Source organism: Paraburkholderia metrosideri, from assembly GCF_904848625.1.
Taxonomy (GTDB): domain Bacteria; phylum Pseudomonadota; class Gammaproteobacteria; order Burkholderiales; family Burkholderiaceae; genus Paraburkholderia; species Paraburkholderia metrosideri.
This window is the reverse complement of sequence record NZ_CAJHCP010000006.1, coordinates 273095-291954: the sequence shown is the minus strand read 5'-3', so window position 1 is coordinate 291954 and position 18860 is coordinate 273095. Positions and strand designations below refer to the sequence as shown.

The 18860-nt window shown below is 61.3% G+C and carries 15 protein-coding genes; 14 read left to right on the top strand and 1 reads right to left on the bottom strand.

The genetic code is table 11. From position 1 onward, the window contains the following. Positions 1-9 precede the first annotated feature (9 nt). From ispG to LMG28727_RS14940, 14 genes are all read left to right on the top strand, one after another. Positions 10-1326 carry a flavodoxin-dependent (E)-4-hydroxy-3-methylbut-2-enyl-diphosphate synthase gene (ispG, locus tag LMG28727_RS15005; protein WP_201643120.1) on the top strand — a complete coding sequence of 439 codons (1317 nt, stop codon included), beginning with the start codon at positions 10-12 and terminating at the stop codon, positions 1324-1326. 21 nt (positions 1327-1347) lie between these two features. Continuing rightward, the gene (hisS, locus tag LMG28727_RS15000; RefSeq protein ID WP_201643119.1) at positions 1348-2688 is read left to right on the top strand and encodes a histidine--tRNA ligase; all 1341 of its coding nucleotides are present in this window, start codon (positions 1348-1350) and stop codon (positions 2686-2688) included. Between the two features lie 66 nt (positions 2689-2754). Further along, complete coding sequence (locus LMG28727_RS14995; RefSeq protein WP_201643118.1) at positions 2755-3384, top strand: YfgM family protein; 630 nt, start codon at positions 2755-2757, stop codon at positions 3382-3384. Positions 3385-3483: 99 nt separating this feature from the next. After that, on the top strand, positions 3484-4629 hold the full coding sequence (bamB, locus tag LMG28727_RS14990; protein WP_201643117.1) for an outer membrane protein assembly factor BamB: 1146 nt from the start codon (positions 3484-3486) through the stop codon (positions 4627-4629). Between the two features lie 456 nt (positions 4630-5085). Then, positions 5086-6423 (top strand): ribosome biogenesis GTPase Der, encoded by a 1338-nt coding sequence (gene der, locus LMG28727_RS14985; protein ID WP_201643116.1) that lies wholly within the window; start codon positions 5086-5088, stop codon positions 6421-6423. Between the two features lie 143 nt (positions 6424-6566). After that, entirely contained in the window at positions 6567-6803 is a 237-nt protein-coding gene (gene hfq, locus LMG28727_RS14980; RefSeq protein WP_006051315.1) for an RNA chaperone Hfq, read from the top strand. Positions 6804-6860: 57 nt separating this feature from the next. Then, the gene (gene hflX / locus LMG28727_RS14975; RefSeq protein WP_201643115.1) at positions 6861-8045 is read left to right on the top strand and encodes a GTPase HflX; all 1185 of its coding nucleotides are present in this window, start codon (positions 6861-6863) and stop codon (positions 8043-8045) included. A gap of 49 nt (positions 8046-8094) precedes the next feature. Continuing rightward, on the top strand, positions 8095-9480 hold the full coding sequence (hflK, locus tag LMG28727_RS14970) for an FtsH protease activity modulator HflK (RefSeq protein WP_201643114.1): 1386 nt from the start codon (positions 8095-8097) through the stop codon (positions 9478-9480). Positions 9481-9492: 12 nt separating this feature from the next. After that, positions 9493-10395, top strand: a complete 903-nt coding sequence (hflC, locus tag LMG28727_RS14965; RefSeq protein ID WP_201643113.1) for a protease modulator HflC — start codon at positions 9493-9495, stop codon at positions 10393-10395. Between the two features lie 44 nt (positions 10396-10439). Further along, complete coding sequence (locus LMG28727_RS14960; RefSeq protein ID WP_074764336.1) at positions 10440-10631, top strand: DUF2065 domain-containing protein; 192 nt, start codon at positions 10440-10442, stop codon at positions 10629-10631. A gap of 216 nt (positions 10632-10847) precedes the next feature. Beyond that, entirely contained in the window at positions 10848-11999 is a 1152-nt protein-coding gene (locus tag LMG28727_RS14955; RefSeq protein ID WP_201643112.1) for an ATP phosphoribosyltransferase regulatory subunit, read from the top strand. Between the two features lie 224 nt (positions 12000-12223). Then, entirely contained in the window at positions 12224-13570 is a 1347-nt protein-coding gene (locus tag LMG28727_RS14950; RefSeq protein WP_201643111.1) for an adenylosuccinate synthase, read from the top strand. 3 nt (positions 13571-13573) lie between these two features. After that, positions 13574-14164: a phosphoribosyltransferase gene (locus tag LMG28727_RS14945; RefSeq protein WP_201643110.1), complete on the top strand. Its 591-nt coding sequence runs from the start codon at positions 13574-13576 to the stop codon at positions 14162-14164. Positions 14165-14460: 296 nt separating this feature from the next. Next, complete coding sequence (locus LMG28727_RS14940) at positions 14461-16347, top strand: potassium transporter Kup (protein ID WP_201643109.1); 1887 nt, start codon at positions 14461-14463, stop codon at positions 16345-16347. A 141-nt stretch (positions 16348-16488) separates the two neighbouring features. On the opposite strand, the gene LMG28727_RS14935 is transcribed toward LMG28727_RS14940, so the two are convergent. Then, positions 16489-18843, bottom strand: coding sequence for a Tex family protein (locus tag LMG28727_RS14935; protein ID WP_201643108.1), 2355 nt, complete (start codon positions 18841-18843; stop codon positions 16489-16491). Positions 18844-18860 lie beyond the last annotated feature (17 nt).

The window sequence follows — 18860 nt, the reverse complement described above, 5'->3', positions numbered from 1 at the left end:
GCGGCGTAAATGGGTTTTTCGATGCAATCCGAAGCTCAATCCCAATCCAGTAGCAAGATCGTTTCCAACGAGCCGGTGTTCGGCGGCCACGCGGCGCGGCGCAAGTCGCACGCGGTCGATGTCCGTTGGGGCGGCCAGCTCGTCACCATCGGCGGCGACTCGCCAGTGCGCGTCCAGTCGATGACGAATACCGACACGGCGGACGCGATCGGCACGGCGATCCAGATCAAGGAACTGGCGCAGGCCGGTTCGGAGCTGGTGCGTATCACGGTGAACACGCCGGAAGCGGCTGCAGCCGTGCCGGCCGTGCGCGAACAACTCGACCGCATGGGCGTGTCGGTGCCGCTGGTCGGCGATTTCCATTACAACGGCCATTTGTTGTTGCGCGACTATCCCGCGTGCGCGGAATCTCTGTCGAAATACCGGATCAATCCGGGCAACGTCGGCCACGGCGCGAAGCGCGACACGCAGTTTGCGCAAATGATCGAAGCGGCGGTGAAGTACGGCAAGCCGGTGCGTATCGGCGTGAACTGGGGCAGTCTCGATCAGGACCTGCTCGCGAAAATGATGGACGAAAACGCGTCGCGCTCCACGCCGTGGGAAGCGCAAAGCGTTATGTACGAAGCGCTGATCCAGTCGGCGATCGGCTCGGCCGAACGCGCGGTCGAACTCGGTCTCGGGCGCGACAAGATCATCCTGTCGTGCAAGGTGAGCGGCGTGCAGGATCTGATCGCCGTTTATCGCGAACTCGCGCGCCGTTGCGACTTTGCGCTGCACCTCGGTTTGACCGAAGCGGGCATGGGTTCGAAGGGTATTGTTGCGTCGACGGCGGCGTTGTCGGTTCTGTTGCAACAAGGTATCGGCGACACGATCCGTATCTCGCTTACGCCGGAACCCGGCGGCCCACGTACGGGTGAAGTGATCGTCGGCCAGGAAATTTTGCAGACCATGGGTCTGCGCTCGTTCACGCCGATGGTGATCGCGTGCCCGGGTTGCGGTCGTACCACCAGCACGCTGTTCCAGGAACTCGCGTCGCAAATCCAGACGTATCTGCGCACGCAGATGCCGGTGTGGCGCGACCAGTATCCTGGCGTCGAGAAGATGCACGTCGCGGTGATGGGTTGCATCGTCAACGGTCCGGGCGAGTCGAAGCAGGCGAATATCGGCATCAGCTTGCCGGGTTCGGGCGAGAACCCGGCCGCGCCGGTGTTTATCGACGGCGAGAAGGTCAAGACGCTGCGCGGCGAGAACATTGCGCAAGAATTCCAGCAAATCGTGAGTGACTACGTCGAGCGCACCTATGGTCGCGCTGACGCGCTCAACTAAATATCGGCTATCGAAAGACAGATGACTGAACAGAAGAAAAAGCTCGAAAAGCTGTCCGGCGTGAAGGGCATGAATGACATCCTTCCGCAGGAAGCCGGGCTGTGGGAATTTTTCGAAACCACCGTCAAGTCGATGCTGCGTTCGTACGGATACCAGAATATTCGTACGCCGATCGTCGAACATACGCAGCTGTTCAAGCGTGGCATCGGCGAAGTGACCGACATCGTCGAAAAAGAGATGTACAGCTTCACCGATGCGCTGAACGGTGAAAACCTGACCATGCGCCCGGAAAATACCGCGGCCGTGGTGCGTGCGGCGATCGAGCACAACATGCTGTACGACGGCCCGAAGCGCTTGTGGTACATCGGTCCGATGTTCCGCCATGAGCGTCCGCAGCGCGGGCGTTATCGCCAGTTTCATCAGGTGGGTGTCGAAGCGCTGGGCTTTTCGGGTCCGGACGCGGACGCCGAAATTATCATGATGTGTCAGCGTCTGTGGGACGACCTCGGGTTGATGGGCATCAAGCTCGAAATCAATTCGCTGGGTCTCGCGGAAGAGCGCGCGGCACACCGCGTCGAACTGATCGCTTACCTCGAAAAGCACATGGACGTGCTAGACGAAGAAGCGAAGCGTCGTCTGTACACGAACCCGTTGCGTGTGCTGGATACGAAGAATCCGGCCATGCAGGAAGTCGCGCAGAACGCACCGAAGCTGATCGATTTTCTCGGCGACGAGTCGCGTACGCATTTCGAAGGTTTGCAACGCATTCTGAAGTCGAACAACATCCCGTTCACGATCAATCCGCGTCTCGTGCGTGGTCTCGACTATTACAATCTGACCGTGTTCGAATGGGTGACCGACAAGCTCGGCGCACAGGGCACGGTCGCTGCGGGCGGCCGTTACGATCCGCTGATCGAGCAGCTCGGCGGCAAGGCGACCGCGGCATGTGGCTGGGCAATGGGCGTCGAACGTATCCTCGAATTGCTGAAAGAAGAGCAACTCGTGCCCGAAGCCGAGGGTTGCGATGTGTACGTGGTCCATCAGGGCGACGCAGCACGTGAGCAGGCTTTCATCATCGCCGAACGTCTTCGCGATACGGGGCTCGACGTCATCCTGCATTGCAGTGCCGACGGTCAATCAGCCAGTTTCAAGTCGCAAATGAAGCGTGCTGATGCCAGTGGCGCGGCCTTCGCAGTCGTGCTCGGCGAAGATGAAATTGCCAATGGCACAGTAGGTGTGAAGCCACTGCGCGATACAAATTCTAACGGTGGTAAAAGCGAGCAACATAACGTTCCCGCTGAAGACTTGACCGAATTTCTAATCAATGCGATGGTTGCAACCGCCGAAGACGGCGACGACTGATCGCGATGTCGTCGGGCCGGTTGGCTCGACATGCACACGTAGCAAGAAAGAGGAAATCGCCGGGCAATGAGTTACCACGACGAACAAGAATCGATAGAAAGTCTGAAAGCATGGTGGACGCAGTGGGGCAATTCAACCACGTGGATCGTCCTGGTTGCGTTGGTTGCAGCAGCTGGCTGGAACGGCTGGAATTACTGGCAACGGCATCAGGCGGCTGAAGCCGCGGTGCTGTATGACCAGGTGCAACAAGCCGTGGCATCGGGCGACAAAGCGAAAGTCACGCGCGTCGCCACCGACATGGAAGACAGATACAGCCGCACCGCGTATGCGCAGATGACCGCGCTGAGCGCAGCCAAGGCGCTGTATGGCGCCGGCGACGAAGCGGGTGCGAAGGCCCAGTTGCAGTGGACGATCGATCACGCGAAGGACGACGAGTTCAAGCAGATCGCGAAGTTGCGCATGGCCTCGCTGCTGCTCGACGACAAGGCTTACGACCAAGGCCTTGCGTTGCTCGCAGAACCACAATCCGACGCGTTCAAGGGCATCGTGGCGAACGCCCGCGGCGACCTGCTTGCCGCCCAGGGCAAGCGCGACGATGCGCGTGGTGCTTACAAGCTCGCGCTCGATTCGCTGTCGAAAAACGATAGCTCGGCACGTCAGTTGATCCAGTTCAAGCTGGACGCGCTGGGCGGCTAATTATCGCGCGCACTGCGTTGCATACCTGTCCGTATGCAACGCCTCGCACAACGATCAACCGGTCTCTTTTAACTAATTTCCTGAATGCTTCGTCCACCGATGAATCTGCTGAAACGTTACGCTGTGCCCGTTATCTGTGCGATGACCGTCCTTACCATGGCGGCTTGCTCATCCACGAAAGACGAGCGCCGCGTGCCGACGCCGCTCACCGAGTTCAAACCCGTGCTCGACGTGCAGCAGGCGTGGACGGCGAGCGTCGGCAAGTCTGGCCGCTATCTGTTCTCGCCGGTGGCAGTCGGCAATGCGGTGTACGCTGCTGGCGCGAACGGTTCGGTTGCGAAGATCGACGCACAAACCGGTAAGGACATCTGGCGCGTCAAGTTGCGCGACGACCTGTCGGCAGGCGTCGGCAGCGACGGCACGCTCACCGCGGTTGGCGGTCTGAAGGGCGATGTCTACGTCCTCGGCGCGGACGGCAAGCAACTGTGGACCGCAAAGGCGCCGGGCGAGATCATTTCGCCGCCGCTGGTCGGTAATGGTCTGGTTGTCGTGCGTACGGTCGACGGTCAGATCGTTGCGTTCAATGCGCTAACGGGCGAACAGCGGTGGAACTATCGCAACCGCGCGGTGCCGCTCAATCTGCGCGTGTCGTCGGGCATGACGTTCGCAGGCGACGCAGCCGTGCTGGCTGGTTTCCCGGGTGGCGCGTTTGCCGCGATCAACCTGCAAACGGGCGACAACTACTGGCAAACGCCGGTGTCGTATCCGAAGGGCGTCACGGAAGTGGAGCGCATCAACGACGTAACGGGGCCGCCTACGCTGATCGGCTCGCAAACTTGCGCGGTGACATTCCAAGGTCAGATTGGCTGTTTCGACGCGAATTCGGGCCGTGCATTGTGGGAAAAAGCGTTCTCGAGCGCGAGTGGTCTCGCGCAGGACGACCATCTCGTGGTGGCGGCTGATGACTGGTCGGTTGTTTCGGCATTCGACGCCAACAACGGTACGCAATTGTGGAAGAGCGACAAGCTGAAGAATCGCGAACTCGGCGTTCCGTTCCTGCTGGGACGTGCCGCTGTGCTGGGCGACTATCAGGGCTTCGTGCACTTCCTGTCGACCGATGACGGCGCGCTCGTGGCGCGCATGAAGACCGACGGCAGCGCGATTTCGTCGGCTCCGGTGCTGGCCGGCGACACACTCGTCGTGCAAACGCGCGACGGTGGTTTGTACGGTTTCCGCCCGCGTTAATCACGCAGGTCAATCGCTGTCAGGCGCGCAGGCCGGCTTTGCCGGCCGCGCGCATTTTTGCTGGTTTTGGTTTTGAGTTGAGTTTTTGTCGAGTTTTCGTAGTCAAGCAGAGCAAAGTGTAAAAAATTTCCGCCGGACTGGCTGGTCCGGCAAGTCGGATCAGGAACGGCCCACGTGGCCACCGGTGGCTGCTTGCGGCGCCACCGTCGACGGCACGCAGAGAATCTGCAATCGAACTGGCGTGCGATCCGTCGAGCAAGAAAGACTGAATCTGGCGGCCCATTGGCGCCGCCCATACAGCCAAACCCCCGTCCGCCTGGTTGCGCATAATGACAGCGCATCCGGGGCCGGCCGAATTCGTGATAATTTTCGTCAAACGCTGCCGTGTAGCGGCCGCATGGCGTCGCTACGCGGTCGGTCGATTTCGATCCCGCGTTTCACCGTGAACAACATCTGATGAAACCCGTTATTGCCCTCGTTGGGCGCCCCAATGTGGGGAAATCCACACTCTTCAACCGTCTCACGCGCTCGCGTGATGCGCTGGTTGCCGACTTGCCCGGTCTGACGCGCGATCGCCATTACGGCGAAGGGCGCGCCGGCGACAGGCCATACCTGGTCGTCGATACCGGCGGTTTCGAGCCAGTCGCCAAAGACGGCATCCTGCATGAGATGGCGCGTCAAACCCGCCAGGCGGTCGAGGAATCGGACATCGTCGTGTTCATCGTCGACGGTCGTAACGGTCTCGCGCCGCAGGACAAGTCGATCGCCGATTACCTGCGCAAGGTCGGCCGGCCGATCTTCCTCGTCGTCAACAAGGCGGAGGGCATGAAGTACTCGAACGTCGCCGCCGACTTCTACGAACTCGGTCTCGGCGACCCGCGCGCCATTTCGGCGGCGCACGGCGACGGCGTCACGGAAATGATCAACGAGGCGCTCGGCGTCGCATATGCCGGTCAACCGGAAGAAAGCGACGAAGAGAAAGAAACGCGCGGTGTGAAGATCGCGATTGTCGGTCGTCCGAACGTTGGTAAGTCGACGCTGATTAACGCGCTGGTCGGCGAAGAGCGCGTGATCGCGTTCGACATGCCGGGCACCACGCGCGATTCGATCTACGTCGACTTCGAACGTCAAGGCAAGCCGTACACGCTGATCGATACGGCGGGTCTGCGTCGTCGCGGCAAGGTGTTCGAAGCGATCGAGAAATTCTCGGTGGTGAAGACGCTGCAATCGATCTCCGACGCGAACGTCGTGATCCTGCTCCTCGACGCACGCCAGGACATCTCGGAACAGGACGCGCACATTGCCGGCTTCGTGGTGGAGCAGGGCCGCGCACTGGTGGTTGGCGTGAACAAATGGGACGGTCTCGATCCGCATGTGCGCGACCGCACCAAAGCCGACCTCGAGCGCAAACTAAAATTTCTCGACTTCGCCAAGTTCCATTTCATTTCCGCACAGGAAAAAACCGGAATTGGTCCGCTGATGCGTTCGGTCGACGACGCGTACGCCGCGGCAATGGCCAAGCTGCCGACGCCGAAGCTGACGCGCGCGCTGATCGATGCAGTCGAGTTCCAGCAGCCGCGCCGACGTGGTCCCGTGCGCCCGAAACTGCGTTATGCGCACCAGGGCGGACAGAATCCGCCGGTCATCGTGATTCACGGCAATGCGCTTGATGCGATCACCGAAACGTATAAACGCTACCTCGAAAATCGCTTCCGGGAAACTTTCAAGCTGGCAGGGACTCCATTGCGCATAGAGTTCAGATCGTCGACGAACCCTTACGCGGATAAAGGCTGAAACCCGCGTGTGTGCTGGGTTTGGCCGCCTGGCCAGTGCCCTCGCGCAAAAACGAAAATCGGCTATAGTGTAGCGGTTGACGGCGGATCTCTTTTTCCTTCGTCGTCAATTCAGTCAACCTGCAAAAAAATACGGAGTTTGCTATGAGCAACAAAGGGCAATTGTTACAAGACCCGTTTTTGAACGCACTGCGTAAAGAGCATGTGCCGGTGTCGATCTACCTGGTCAACGGCATCAAGCTTCAAGGGAACATCGAATCGTTCGACCAGTACGTCGTGTTGCTCCGGAATACGGTCACCCAGATGGTCTACAAGCACGCAATCTCGACAGTCGTGCCAGCCCGTCCGGTGAATTTCCACCCGGATTCTGAACAGTCCTAAACCCTGTCGCGGCCGGCGTAGCGTCGCCCGTTGGCGATTACTCCCGGCCGCCTTATCTTGATACCCTCCAATTTGATTAATGCAGCGCTTGTCGGCATCGACTTCGGTAAGATCGATTTCGAAGCCAGCCTGGAAGAACTGAGCCTGCTCGCGCAAAGCGCGGGCGCAAATCCATTAGTTACCCTCACCGGACGCCGGTCCAGTCCCGACGCGAAGATGTTCGTCGGCAGCGGCAAGGCCGAAGAGCTGCGTCTCGCGTGTGAGGCGAACGACATCGAACTCGTCATTTTCAATCACGCTCTGGCACCTGCGCAGCAGCGCAATCTGGAGCAGGCGCTTAATCGCCGCGTGATCGATCGCACCAGTCTTATCCTCGATATTTTTGCGCAACGCGCCCGCAGCCATGAAGGCAAGCTGCAGGTGGAGCTCGCGCAGTTGCAATATCTGTCGACCCGGCTGATTCGTGCGTGGACTCACCTTGAGCGTCAGAAAGGCGGTATCGGTCTGCGTGGTCCGGGTGAAACGCAGCTTGAAACCGACCGCCGTTTGATCGGCGAGCGCATCAAGGCGCTCAAGACGCGACTTGAAAAGCTGCGTCGTCAACACGGCACCCAGCGTCGCGCGCGCAGCCGTAATCAGACGATGTCGGTGTCGCTGGTCGGCTATACCAACGCGGGTAAATCCACGCTGTTCAACGCGCTGACCAAAGCTCAGGCGTACGCAGCCGACCAACTGTTCGCTACCCTGGACACCACGTCACGCCGCGTTTATCTCGGTGACGAAGCGGGGCAGGTGGTGGTGTCCGATACCGTCGGTTTCATCCGCGAATTGCCTCACCAGCTGGTCGCGGCATTCCGCGCCACGCTCGAAGAAACGATTCACGCCGACCTGCTGTTGCATGTGGTCGATGCGTCGAGCGCCGTGCGTCTCGATCAGATCGATCAGGTGAACGAGGTGTTGCATGCGATCGGTGCGGACACGATCCGGCAGGTGCTGGTGTTCAACAAGATCGACGCGGTGCCTGAGTTGGCGGCCCGTGGGGACGCGGTTGAGCGTGATGAATATGGTAATATTTCGCGCGTCTTTTTGAGCGCGCGCACCGGGCAAGGGCTGGATACATTGCGCGCTGCCATCGCTGAAATCGCTACTGCCGAACCGCTTGCCAACGTGCTGATCGAGCCGCTGGAAGAAGACCGGACGGCACCGCGCGACGACCGCAAGGTCCCAGAACTCGGGCACTGACCCGTTCCAATTGCACTGACCCGCTGTCTACTCTGGTGAACGAACACAGGTGAACGATTACAACGAGCGGAGTATCTGGCTGCGCATGCGCGCCATGCTGTCACTAAACGATCCGCGCTGGGGCCGGGGCGATGGCAATGGTGACCGGCAACGGCCGAACGATCCCAAGCGCCCACCCAAAGACGGTGAAGGTCCGCCCGATCTCGACGAGATGTGGCGTGATTTCAATCGTCGTCTGAGCCGGATTTTCGGTCGCAAGGGCGGTGGTACGGGCGGCGGCAGGCCGGATAACGGGCGTGGCGCACGCATCGGCGTAGGCATCGTGATTGGCGTGCTGATCGCGATCTATCTCGGCAGCGGCGTGTTCGTCGTGCAGGATGGCCAGGCCGCAGTCGTGATGCAGTTCGGCAAGTATCGCTACACCGCGGGCGAGGGTGTGCACTGGCGCTTGCCGTATCCGTTCGAAGCGCATGAAGTCGTCAATATCAACCAGATCCGGCAGGTGGAGATCGGCCGCAATAACGTCGTGCGTCTCGCGAATGTGAAAGACGCGTCGATGCTTACGCACAATGCCGACATCGTCGACGTACGTTTCGCAGTGCAATACCAGGTGCGCAAGCCGACGGACTATCTGTTCCGCAGTGTCGATCCCGATCAAAGCGTGGTGCAGGCTGCCCAGGCGGCAGTGCGCAGCATCGTCGGCACGCGCAGTACCAGTGAAATTCTCGGTCAGGATCGCGAAGCAATCCGTCAGCAGTTGATGGAAGCGATCCAGCAGACGCTCGACGCAGACCAGAGCGGCCTCGCCGTGACCGGTGTGACCATGCAGAGTGTGCAGGTGCCCGATCAGGTGCAAGCCGCGTTCGACGACGCCGCCAAAGTCCAGCAGGAAAACGAACGCGCAAAGCACGACGCGCAGGCCTATGTTGCGGATCTGTTGCCGCAAGCCCAAGCCGACGTGGCGCGCCAGATCGCAGAGGCGAAAACGTACAGTGACAAGACCGTGGCTCAGGCGCAAGGCGACGCTGAGCGTTTCAATCAGGTCTACGAGCAGTACTCGAAAGCGCCCGCTGTGGTCCGCACGCGCATGTACATGGAAACCATGGAGCACATCTACTCGACCGCGACCAAGGTGTTCGTCGACAACAAGAACGGCAATAACGTGATGTACCTGCCGCTCGACAAACTGGTCGAACAGAATCGTCAGCGGCTTGCGGAAGCAGGCGTGGGCGCGTCAGGCGCTGTCGCTGCTGCTGCACCGCAAGCGGCGAGTGGGGCAGCGGCTCCGGCGGCTTCCGATAACGCTGCTGCGGCTGCACCGGGTGTGGCGGCTTCCGCGCCTGCCGTGGCGGCCAGTCAGCCAGCCGCAAGCGGCGATTCGCTGCGTTCACGCGACGCCTTCCGCAATCGCATGCGCGAAGACGACGTTCAATAAGGGGCGCACAACATGAACAAGATCATTGCGCTCGTCGTGGCTATCGTCATCGTGCTGTTTGCGGCGTCGTCGACGGTATTTGTCGTCGATCAGCGGCACATGGCGGTGTTGTCGTCACGTGGCGACTCGCCTTCCACGTTGCTCGGGCCCGGGTTGCACGTCAAACTGCCGCCGCCGCTGCAAACCGTCACGCTGGTCGATAACCGCATCCAGTCGCTCGACGCGCCGGACGAAGACCACTACGTCACGTCGGACAAAACCGAGTTGCTGGTCAACCCGGTGGTCCGATTCCGTGTTACCGATCCGCTGAAGCTGCTCGCTGAAACCAAGGGTGATATTCAAAGCTTGCCTGACCGGCTGGCGCTGCTGTCACGCACGGCTTTGGGCGACGCGTTCGGCAAGTTCACGCTGTCCGACGCACTGGCCAGGCAGCAAGCCGTCGCGGACGAAGCGCGCAACGCGATGGACAAGGCGGCAGCGTCGTTGGGCGTGTCGGTTGTCGGCATGCAATTGACGCGCGTCGACTTCCCGGCGGCGATGACCGATTCGGTCTTCAAGCGGATGATTGCCGAGCGCAACCAGGTTGCCGCTGACGAACGCGCAAAGGGCGCGGCCGAGGCCGACCAGATCAAGGCCGATGCAACCGCGAAGCAGCAGCAGATCCTCGCGGACGGCTATCGTCAGGCGCAGAGCATTCGCGGCGACGGCGATGCAAAGGCAGCGGCCATCGCGGCCGACGCGTTCGGCAAAGACCCGCAGTTCTACCAGTTTTATCAAAGCATGCAGGCGTACCGGAACACCTTCAAGCCAGGCGACGTGGTTGTCGTCGACTCGAATAACGAGTTCTTCCGCTTCATGCGTAGTCCGACCGGTGGCTCTGCCCCGGACGCTCCCGCGGTCCCGCGCAAACACTGATAACCGGAAACGCCGCGGCATTCGCATCGCGGCCTCTTCATCGCATGGATATAGCCGGCTCGTTACTGCTCGCGATCGCATTGATGCTGATTATCGAGGGGATGTTCCCCTTCGTTTTTCCGGCGGCCTGGCGCGACACGTTCCGTAAAATAGCGGAACGTCCCGCGCATCAGATCCGCATTGGCGGATTGATCGTGATGGCACTTGGGCTGATTCTGCTGTTTATCGTGACCTGACGAGGCCGGCTGGCATGCCACGGTGCTCGCGGGCGGCTCTGTCCGCCGGTCGGAACGTCGAGCGTATTGAATACGCTTGCCGCGACGTTCGCATGAGATGCGAAGCGCGTCTGAACGAACGTCTGCAATAGCCGCCAGAATCGAGCCGCCACCCGCCATTAGAAATTCACTCGCCGGCGCCCCAGCCGCCGCGCTCAACGTCGTAGGACTGTATCGATGTCGACCTGGTTACTTCCCGAAAATATCGCCGACGTGCTGCCGTCGGAAGCCCGCAAGATCGAAGAATTGCGGCGCCGTTTGCTGGACCGTTTCCGCTCGTATGGCTACGAGATGGTGATGCCGCCGCTGCTCGAATACCTCGAGTCGCTGCTGAGCGGTGGTGGTCACGATCTGAATCTGCGCACCTTCAAGCTCGTCGATCAGATGTCTGGCCGCACGCTCGGTCTGCGCGCCGACATGACGCCGCAGGTCGCGCGTATCGATGCGCATTTGCTGAACCGTCAGGGCGTGACGCGTCTTTGCTATGCCGGCAACGTCGCGCACACGCGTCCGCGCGGCTTGCACGCCACGCGCGAGCAGATCCAGATTGGCGCGGAAATCTATGGTCACGCGGGCCTCGAAGCGGACCTGGAAATCCAGCAACTGATGCTCGACGCGCTGCGTCTGGCCGGTCTCGCGAAGGTGCGTCTCGACCTGTGCCACGCGGGCGTGCTCGCGGCCTTGATCGAAGCCGAACCGGCAGCAGCCGACCTCGGTCAGTCGCTGTATGACGCGCTGGCGGGCAAGGACGTGCCGCGTCTCGCGGAGCTTACTGCCGGACTCACCCCGGTCATCCGCGACGCGTTGCGCGCGCTGCCTTCGCTCTATGGCGACGCATCGGTGCTCGAAGATGCCCGCGCCCGCCTGCCGAACACGCCGGCCATCGCCCGTGCACTCGACGACCTCGCGTTCCTCGCGAGCCAGGTCGACGGCGCCGAAGTGATGATCGACCTCGCCGACCTGCGCGGCTATGCTTACCACAGCGGCGTGATGTTCTCGGCGTATGTCGACGGCGTGCCGAATGCGGTGGCGCGCGGCGGCCGTTATGACCACGTTGGTCAGGCTTACGGCAGGGCTCGTGCAGCAACCGGTTTTTCGCTGGATCTGCGTGAAGTGGCGCGTATTTCGCCGATCGAAGCGCGCAGCAGCGCGATTCTCGCGCCGTGGCAGCACGACGACGCGTTGCGTGTCAGCGTGGCCGCCTTGCGCGATGCCGGTGAAGTGGTGATCCAGGCATTGCCTGGCCACGAGCACAGCCTCGATGAATTCGCATTCGACCGCGTGTTGGTCGAGCGCAACGGTGCATGGGTCGTCGAACCGCGCTCCTGAGCGCGTTCCGGTCGACCCGCGAGGGACTTTCCCTGGCACCTGTCACAGGGCGACGAAGGTGTCATCAATGTGTCGCCGAAGTCTCGCAGGACCCGGCGCGGCCAACTGCCGCGCCATCCTTTTCATACCCACCATAACGTGCATACCGTTGAGCGGAAACGGAAAAATTCGGAAGGTTCCGCGAACATAGGTAGAATACGTTTTTAACCAGCTTACGAAACAACATGTCTGCCAGCGCAGTGAATGTGAACCCCGGACGTAACGTCGTCGTCGTGGGAACCCAATGGGGTGATGAAGGCAAGGGCAAGATCGTCGACTGGCTGACGGACCACGCCCAAGGCGTCGTTCGCTTCCAGGGCGGTCACAATGCCGGTCACACGCTTATCATCGGTGGCAAGAAAACCATCTTGCGTCTGATTCCGTCGGGCATCATGCATCCGGGCGTCGCGTGCTATATCGGCAATGGTGTCGTGTTGTCGCCGGAAGCGCTGTTCAAGGAAATCGGCGAGCTCGAAGCCGCCGGTGTCGATGTTCAGAACCGCCTCTTCATTTCCGAAGCCACCACGCTGATCCTGCCGTACCACATTGCCATCGACCAGGGCCGCGAAGCGCGCCGTGGCGCGGGCAAAATCGGTACGACCGGCCGTGGCATCGGCCCGGCCTACGAAGACAAGGTCGCACGCCGCGGTCTGCGCGTGCAGGACCTGTTCGAGCCGGAATCTTTCGCTGCACGTCTGCGCGAAAACCTCGATTACCACAACTTCGTGCTCACGCAATACCTGGGCGTCGCCGCGGTTGACTTCCAGCAAACGCTGGACACGATGCTCAGCTACGCCGACCGTCTGAAGCCGATGGTCACCGACGTGTCGCGCCGTCTGTACGACGCGAACGCGGCGGGCAGCAACCTGCTGTTCGAAGGCGCGCAAGGCACGCTGCTCGACATCGACCACGGCACGTATCCGTACGTCACGTCGAGCAACTGCGTGGCGGGTGCGGCAACGGCGGGCGCGGGCGTGGGTCCGCAAAAGCTGAACTACATTCTCGGCATCACGAAGGCGTACTGCACGCGCGTCGGTTCGGGCCCGTTCCCGAGCGAACTGTACGACGCCGACAACGCTGCGCGTCAGGAACCGATCGGCCTGGAACTGGCCACCGTCGGTAAGGAATTTGGCTCGGTCACCGGCCGTCCGCGTCGCACGGGCTGGCTCGACGTCGCTGCACTGCGTCGCTCGATCCAGATCAACGGTGTGTCGGGTCTGTGCATGACCAAGCTCGACGTGCTCGATGGTCTCGAAGAAGTGAAGCTGTGTGTCGGCTACACGGTCGACGGTCAGAGCATCGATCTGCTGCCGCGCGGTTCGTCGGAAGTCGCGCGTTGCGTGCCGGTGTACGAAACCTTCCCGGGCTGGAAGGAAAGCACCGTCGGCATCAAGGAATGGGACAAGCTGCCGGCCAATGCGCGTGCGTATCTGTCGCGTGTGCAGGAAGTTGCGGGCATTCCGATCGACATGGTGTCGACCGGTCCGGATCGTGACGAGACCATTCTTCTTCGTCATCCGTTCAAGGTTTAAGCCATGGTTCAAGGTGTACCCATGATCGCGATGAAAGATCCGCGTAATGATGAGAAAAACCTGTGGGTCGGTTGGGACGAGTATCACCGTCTGATCGAACTGCTGGCGTTGGGCGTGCATGAATCGGGCTGGAAGTTCGACCAGATTCTGTGTCTTGCGCGCGGTGGCCTGCGTGTCGGCGATCAGCTCTCGCGTATTTACGACCTGCCGTTGGCGATTCTCGCCACGAGTTCGTACCGCGAAGCGGCCGGTACGGAGCAGGGCGAACTCGACATCGCGCAATACATCACGATGACGCGCGGCGAGTTGCACGGCAACGTGCTGCTGGTCGACGACCTGGTCGATTCGGGCGTCACGTTGGCGCGCGTTCAGCAGCATCTGAAAGACCGCTATCCGGCCATCACGGCGGTGCGTTCGGCGGTGCTCTGGTACAAGGGCTGCTCGAAGGTGAAGCCCGACTACCACGTGCAGTATCTGCCGACCAATCCGTGGATTCACCAGCCGTTCGAGGAGTGGGACACGGTTCGTCCGCATAACCTCGGCGCGTGGATCAAGCGTGGTATCGCGCAGGCGCAGGAGTCGTCGGGAGAGTGATGCTGATGTCGACGCTTTACACATCGCGTCGTATTCATCGCAGTGCCCGTGAAACGGAGCCCGAATGGGCTCCGTTTTTTTATGCGCGCCGCTTGTGTGCTGGTTGTCAAGATGCTTCGCAATTGCGCCAACACCGGTGAGAGCGATCCAGGCCAGCCAGCAGACGCGCCCAAATCGCAGTGCTACACTGCGCGGACTATCCACGTGGCTTATCCACAACAAGCCGGGCGGCGTCAGACGGGCAGTTTAGAATGGCGGTCGTTTTTTCCGCTCAGGGAACAGATCTCCTCGCGTCTATGACAGATAACAATCACGTGCACAAACAGCCACTGCCTTCCCTCGCGATTGCCGCGATCGGAGTGGTCTTCGGCGATATCGGCACGAGCCCGTTGTATTCGCTGAAAGAGGCTTTCAGCCCGTCTCATGGCATTCCGCTAACTGATCAATCCATTCTCGGCGTGATCTCGCTGCTGTTCTGGGCGATCGTGATCGTGGTCGGCGTCAAGTACGTGCTGTTCGTGATGCGCGCGGACAACAATGGCGAGGGCGGCGTGCTCGCACTGATGGCATTGGCGCTGCGTTCGCTGGAACCCAAGTCGAAGTTTGCCGGCCTGCTGGTGATGCTCGGCATCTTCGGCGCCTGCATGTTTTATGGTGACGCGGTGATCACACCCGCCATCTCCGTGATCTCGGCGGTTGAAGGGCTGGAGATCGCCGCGCCGAATCTGTCGCACCTGGTACTGCCGCTGACGATCGTCATCCTGATCCTGCTGTTCTGGATTCAGCGGCACGGCACGGCGATGGTCGGCCGCCTGTTCGGTCCGATCATGGTGCTGTGGTTCGTGGTGCTCGCGGTGCTCGGCTTGTGGCACATCGTGCAGTCGCCGATCGTGATCCGCGCACTAAACCCGTATTACGCGTACACCTTCATGGCCGCACACGTGCTGCAGGCTTACGTGGTGCTCGGCTCGGTCGTGCTGGTGCTGACCGGCGCCGAAGCGCTGTACGCCGACATGGGCCACTTTGGCGCCAAGCCGATCCGGATGGCGTGGTACATCCTTGTGATGCCGTCGCTGGTGCTGAACTATTTCGGGCAGGGCGCGCTGCTGATGCACGACCCGAAGGCCATCGAAAATCCTTTCTTCCTGCTTGCCCCTGACTGGGCATTGCTGCCGCTAGTCGTGCTGTCGACGGTAGCGACGGTGATCGCGTCGCAAGCGGTGATTTCCGGCGCGTATTCGCTAACGAGCCAGGCCATCCAGCTCGGCTATGTGCCGCGTATGAAAATCCTGCACACGTCGGAACTGGCGATCGGGCAGATCTATGTGCCGGTAGTGAACTGGATGCTGCTGTTCATCATTCTGTGCATCGTGATCGCGTTCAAGAGCTCCGACAATCTCGCCGCCGCGTACGGTATCGCGGTAACGGCCACGATGGTGATTACCACGATTCTCGCGTGCGTCGTGATGGTGAACGTATGGAACTGGAACAAGCTGGCAGTGGCGTTGATCATCGGCGTGTTCATGACAGTCGATCTGGGCTTTTTCGGCGCCAATCTGCTCAAGGTCGAGGAGGGCGGCTGGCTGCCGCTCGGTATCGGCGCGCTACTGTTTTTCCTGTTGATGACCTGGTTCAAGGGCCGCATGATCGTCAAGGAGCGCACGGCTGCCGACGGTATTCCGCTGATGCCGTTCCTGCAGGGACTGCTCGCGCATCCGCCGCATCGTGTGTCGGGTACGGCGATCTATCTGACGGGTAGCGATTCGCTGGTGCCGGTGAGCCTGCTGCACAACCTGAAGCACAACAAGGTGCTGCATGAGCGCACCATCTTCCTGACCTTCGTGACGCGCGATATTCCCTACGTGAACGATGCCGAGCGCGTGACGGTGAAGGATATCGAAGGTGGTTTGTATCTCGTGAAGGCGGCTTACGGATTCAACGAAACGCCGGACGTGAAGGCCGTGCTGCTCGAAGTGGGCCGTACCCACGACATGACGTTCGAGTTGATGGACACATCGTTCTTCCTCGCCCGCGAAACAGTCGTGCCGACACAATTGCCAGGCATGTCGGTATGGCGCGAACGGGTGTTCGCGTGGATGCATCAGAATGCCGCGAAGCCGACGGACTTCTTCAGCATTCCGGCGAACCGGGTGGTGGAGTTGGGGACGAAGATCGAGATCTGACGGTGTCGCCGAAGCGCTGACCAACAAAAAGCCCACGCTAATGCGTGGGCTTTTTGTTGGGTCTCGTGACCATGCAACTCAGGCGACCAGAGGTTGAAGTCGGCGCGTGAGCCAATCACGCACCGACCTCGCGAACCCGGCTTACTTCTGCTTGAGTTTTGCAAACGCCGCGGCCATCGCGCCACCGGCTTCCGGCTCCCGCGAACGCTGCTGCTGACCACCACGATTGCCGCCGCCACCCGAGCGTCCGGCGGAGCCGCTGCGATCCTGCTGCGCGCCACCGCCGCTGCGTGCGCCGGCTGCACCGACTTCGTCGTCCATCCGCATGGTCAAAGCAATCCGTTGACGCTTCACGTCGACTTCGAGCACCTTCACCTTGACGATCTGGCCGGCCTTGACCACTTCATGCGGGTCCTTGATGAACTTCGTGGACATGGCCGACACGTGCACCAGACCATCCTGATGCACGCCGATGTCGATGAACGCGCCAAATGCCGCGACGTTGGTGACCACGCCTTCGAGCACCATGCCCGGCGTCAGATCGCTCACTTTTTCGACGCCCTCGCGGAACGTCGCCGTCTTGAACTCGGGGCGCGGATCGCGACCCGGCTTTTCGAGTTCGAGCAGAATGTCGCGCACGGTCGGCAGGCCGAAACGGTCGTCGACAAATTCAGCCGGCGACAGACCGCGCAGCGCTTCACGATTGCCGAGCACGTCGCCGACATGCTTGCTGATCTTCGCGAGCATCCGTTCGACGACCGGATACGCTTCCGGGTGGACCGACGAGCGGTCGAGCGGATTCTCGCCGTTGTTGATACGCAGAAAGCCGGCTGCCTGCTCGAAGGTTTTGTCGCCGAGACGCGGTACCTTGCGCAGATGTTCGCGCGACGGGAACGGGCCGTTCGCATCGCGATAATCGACGATGTTGCGCGCGAGCGTCGCGTTCAGACCCGACACGCGCGCGAGCAATGCGACCGACGCGGTATTCGCGTCGACGCCCACCGCGTTCACGCAGTCTTCGACCACCGCGTCGAGCGAGCGGGCCAGTTCGCGCTGATTCACGTCGTGCTGATACTGGCCGACGCCGATCGCCTTCGGCTCGATCTTCACCAGTTCGGCGAGCGGGTCCTGCAGGCGACGCGCAATCGACACCGCGCCACGCAGCGACACGTCCATGTCGGGGAATTCCTTCGCCGCGAGTTCGGACGCCGAGTAGACCGACGCGCCCGCTTCTGACACGACGATCTTCTGCAACTTGAATTCCGGGTGACGCGCGATCAGTTCGCTCGCGAGTTTGTCCGTTTCGCGCGATGCCGTGCCGTTACCGATACTGATCAACTCGGCCTGCGTCTGCGCGCAGATGCGCGCGAGTTTCGCGATCGAGCCGTCCCAGTCGCGGCGCGGCTCGTGCGGATAGATCACGTCGGTGGCGAGCACCTTGCCGGTCCGGTCGACCACGGCCACCTTCACGCCGGTGCGCATGCCCGGATCGAGGCCGATCACGGCCTTCGGACCGGCGGGCGCCGCCAGCAGCAAATCCTTCAGATTGCGCGCAAACACGCGAATCGCCTCGTGTTCGGCTTCGTCGCGCAGATTGGTCAGCAGTTCGTTTTCGATATGCGGCTGGACCTTCACGCGCCAGCACCAGCGGCACACGTCGGACAGCCACTTGTCGGCGGGACGATTCTGATTGGCGATGCCGAAATGGCGCGCGATCAGCGCTTCACCCGGATGCGGCACCTGCGCGTCAAGCTCCTCGCCGAGGCCGAGCTTGACCATCAGCACGCCCGCATTGCGCCCGCGGAACAGCGCCAGCGCGCGATGCGACGGCACGGTGCGGATGGTTTCCGCGTAGTCGTAGTAGTCGCGGAATTTTTCTTCTTCGGCCGTTTCCTTGCCCTCGACCACTTTCGACGACACGAGGCCCTGGTTGAACAGGTAATCGCGCAGCTTGCCGAGCAGATCGGCTGTTTCGCCGAACTGCTCGGAGAGAATGTCGCGCGCGCCGTCGAGCGCGGCCTTGACGTCGGCGACACCCTTTTCGGCGTCCACGTAGGCGGCGGCTTCGGCTTGCGGATCGAGCAGCGGATTGCCGAGCAGCGCGTCGGCAAGCGGCTGCAAACCGGCCTCACGGGCGATCTGCGCGCGCGTGCGGCGCTTCGGCTTATACGGGAGATACAGGTCTTCCAGCACCTGCTTGCTGTCGGCACCTTCGATCGCGGCGCGTAGCTCGTCGGTGAGCTTGCCCTGTTCGTCGATGCTCGAAATGATCGACGCGCGCCGGTCTTCCAGCTCGCGCAGATACAGCAGGCGTTCCTCGAGATTGCGCAGTTGCGTGTCGTCGAGATTGTCGGTCACTTCCTTACGGTAGCGGGCGATGAACGGAACAGTCGCTCCTTCGTCGAGTAGTTGCACCGCGGCCGCGACCTGGCGCGGCTGGACGGACAGTTCGGCGGCGATGCGCTGTACGATCTTGAGTGCTACGGTTTCCGTCATAAGGTCTTGGTGTTCCT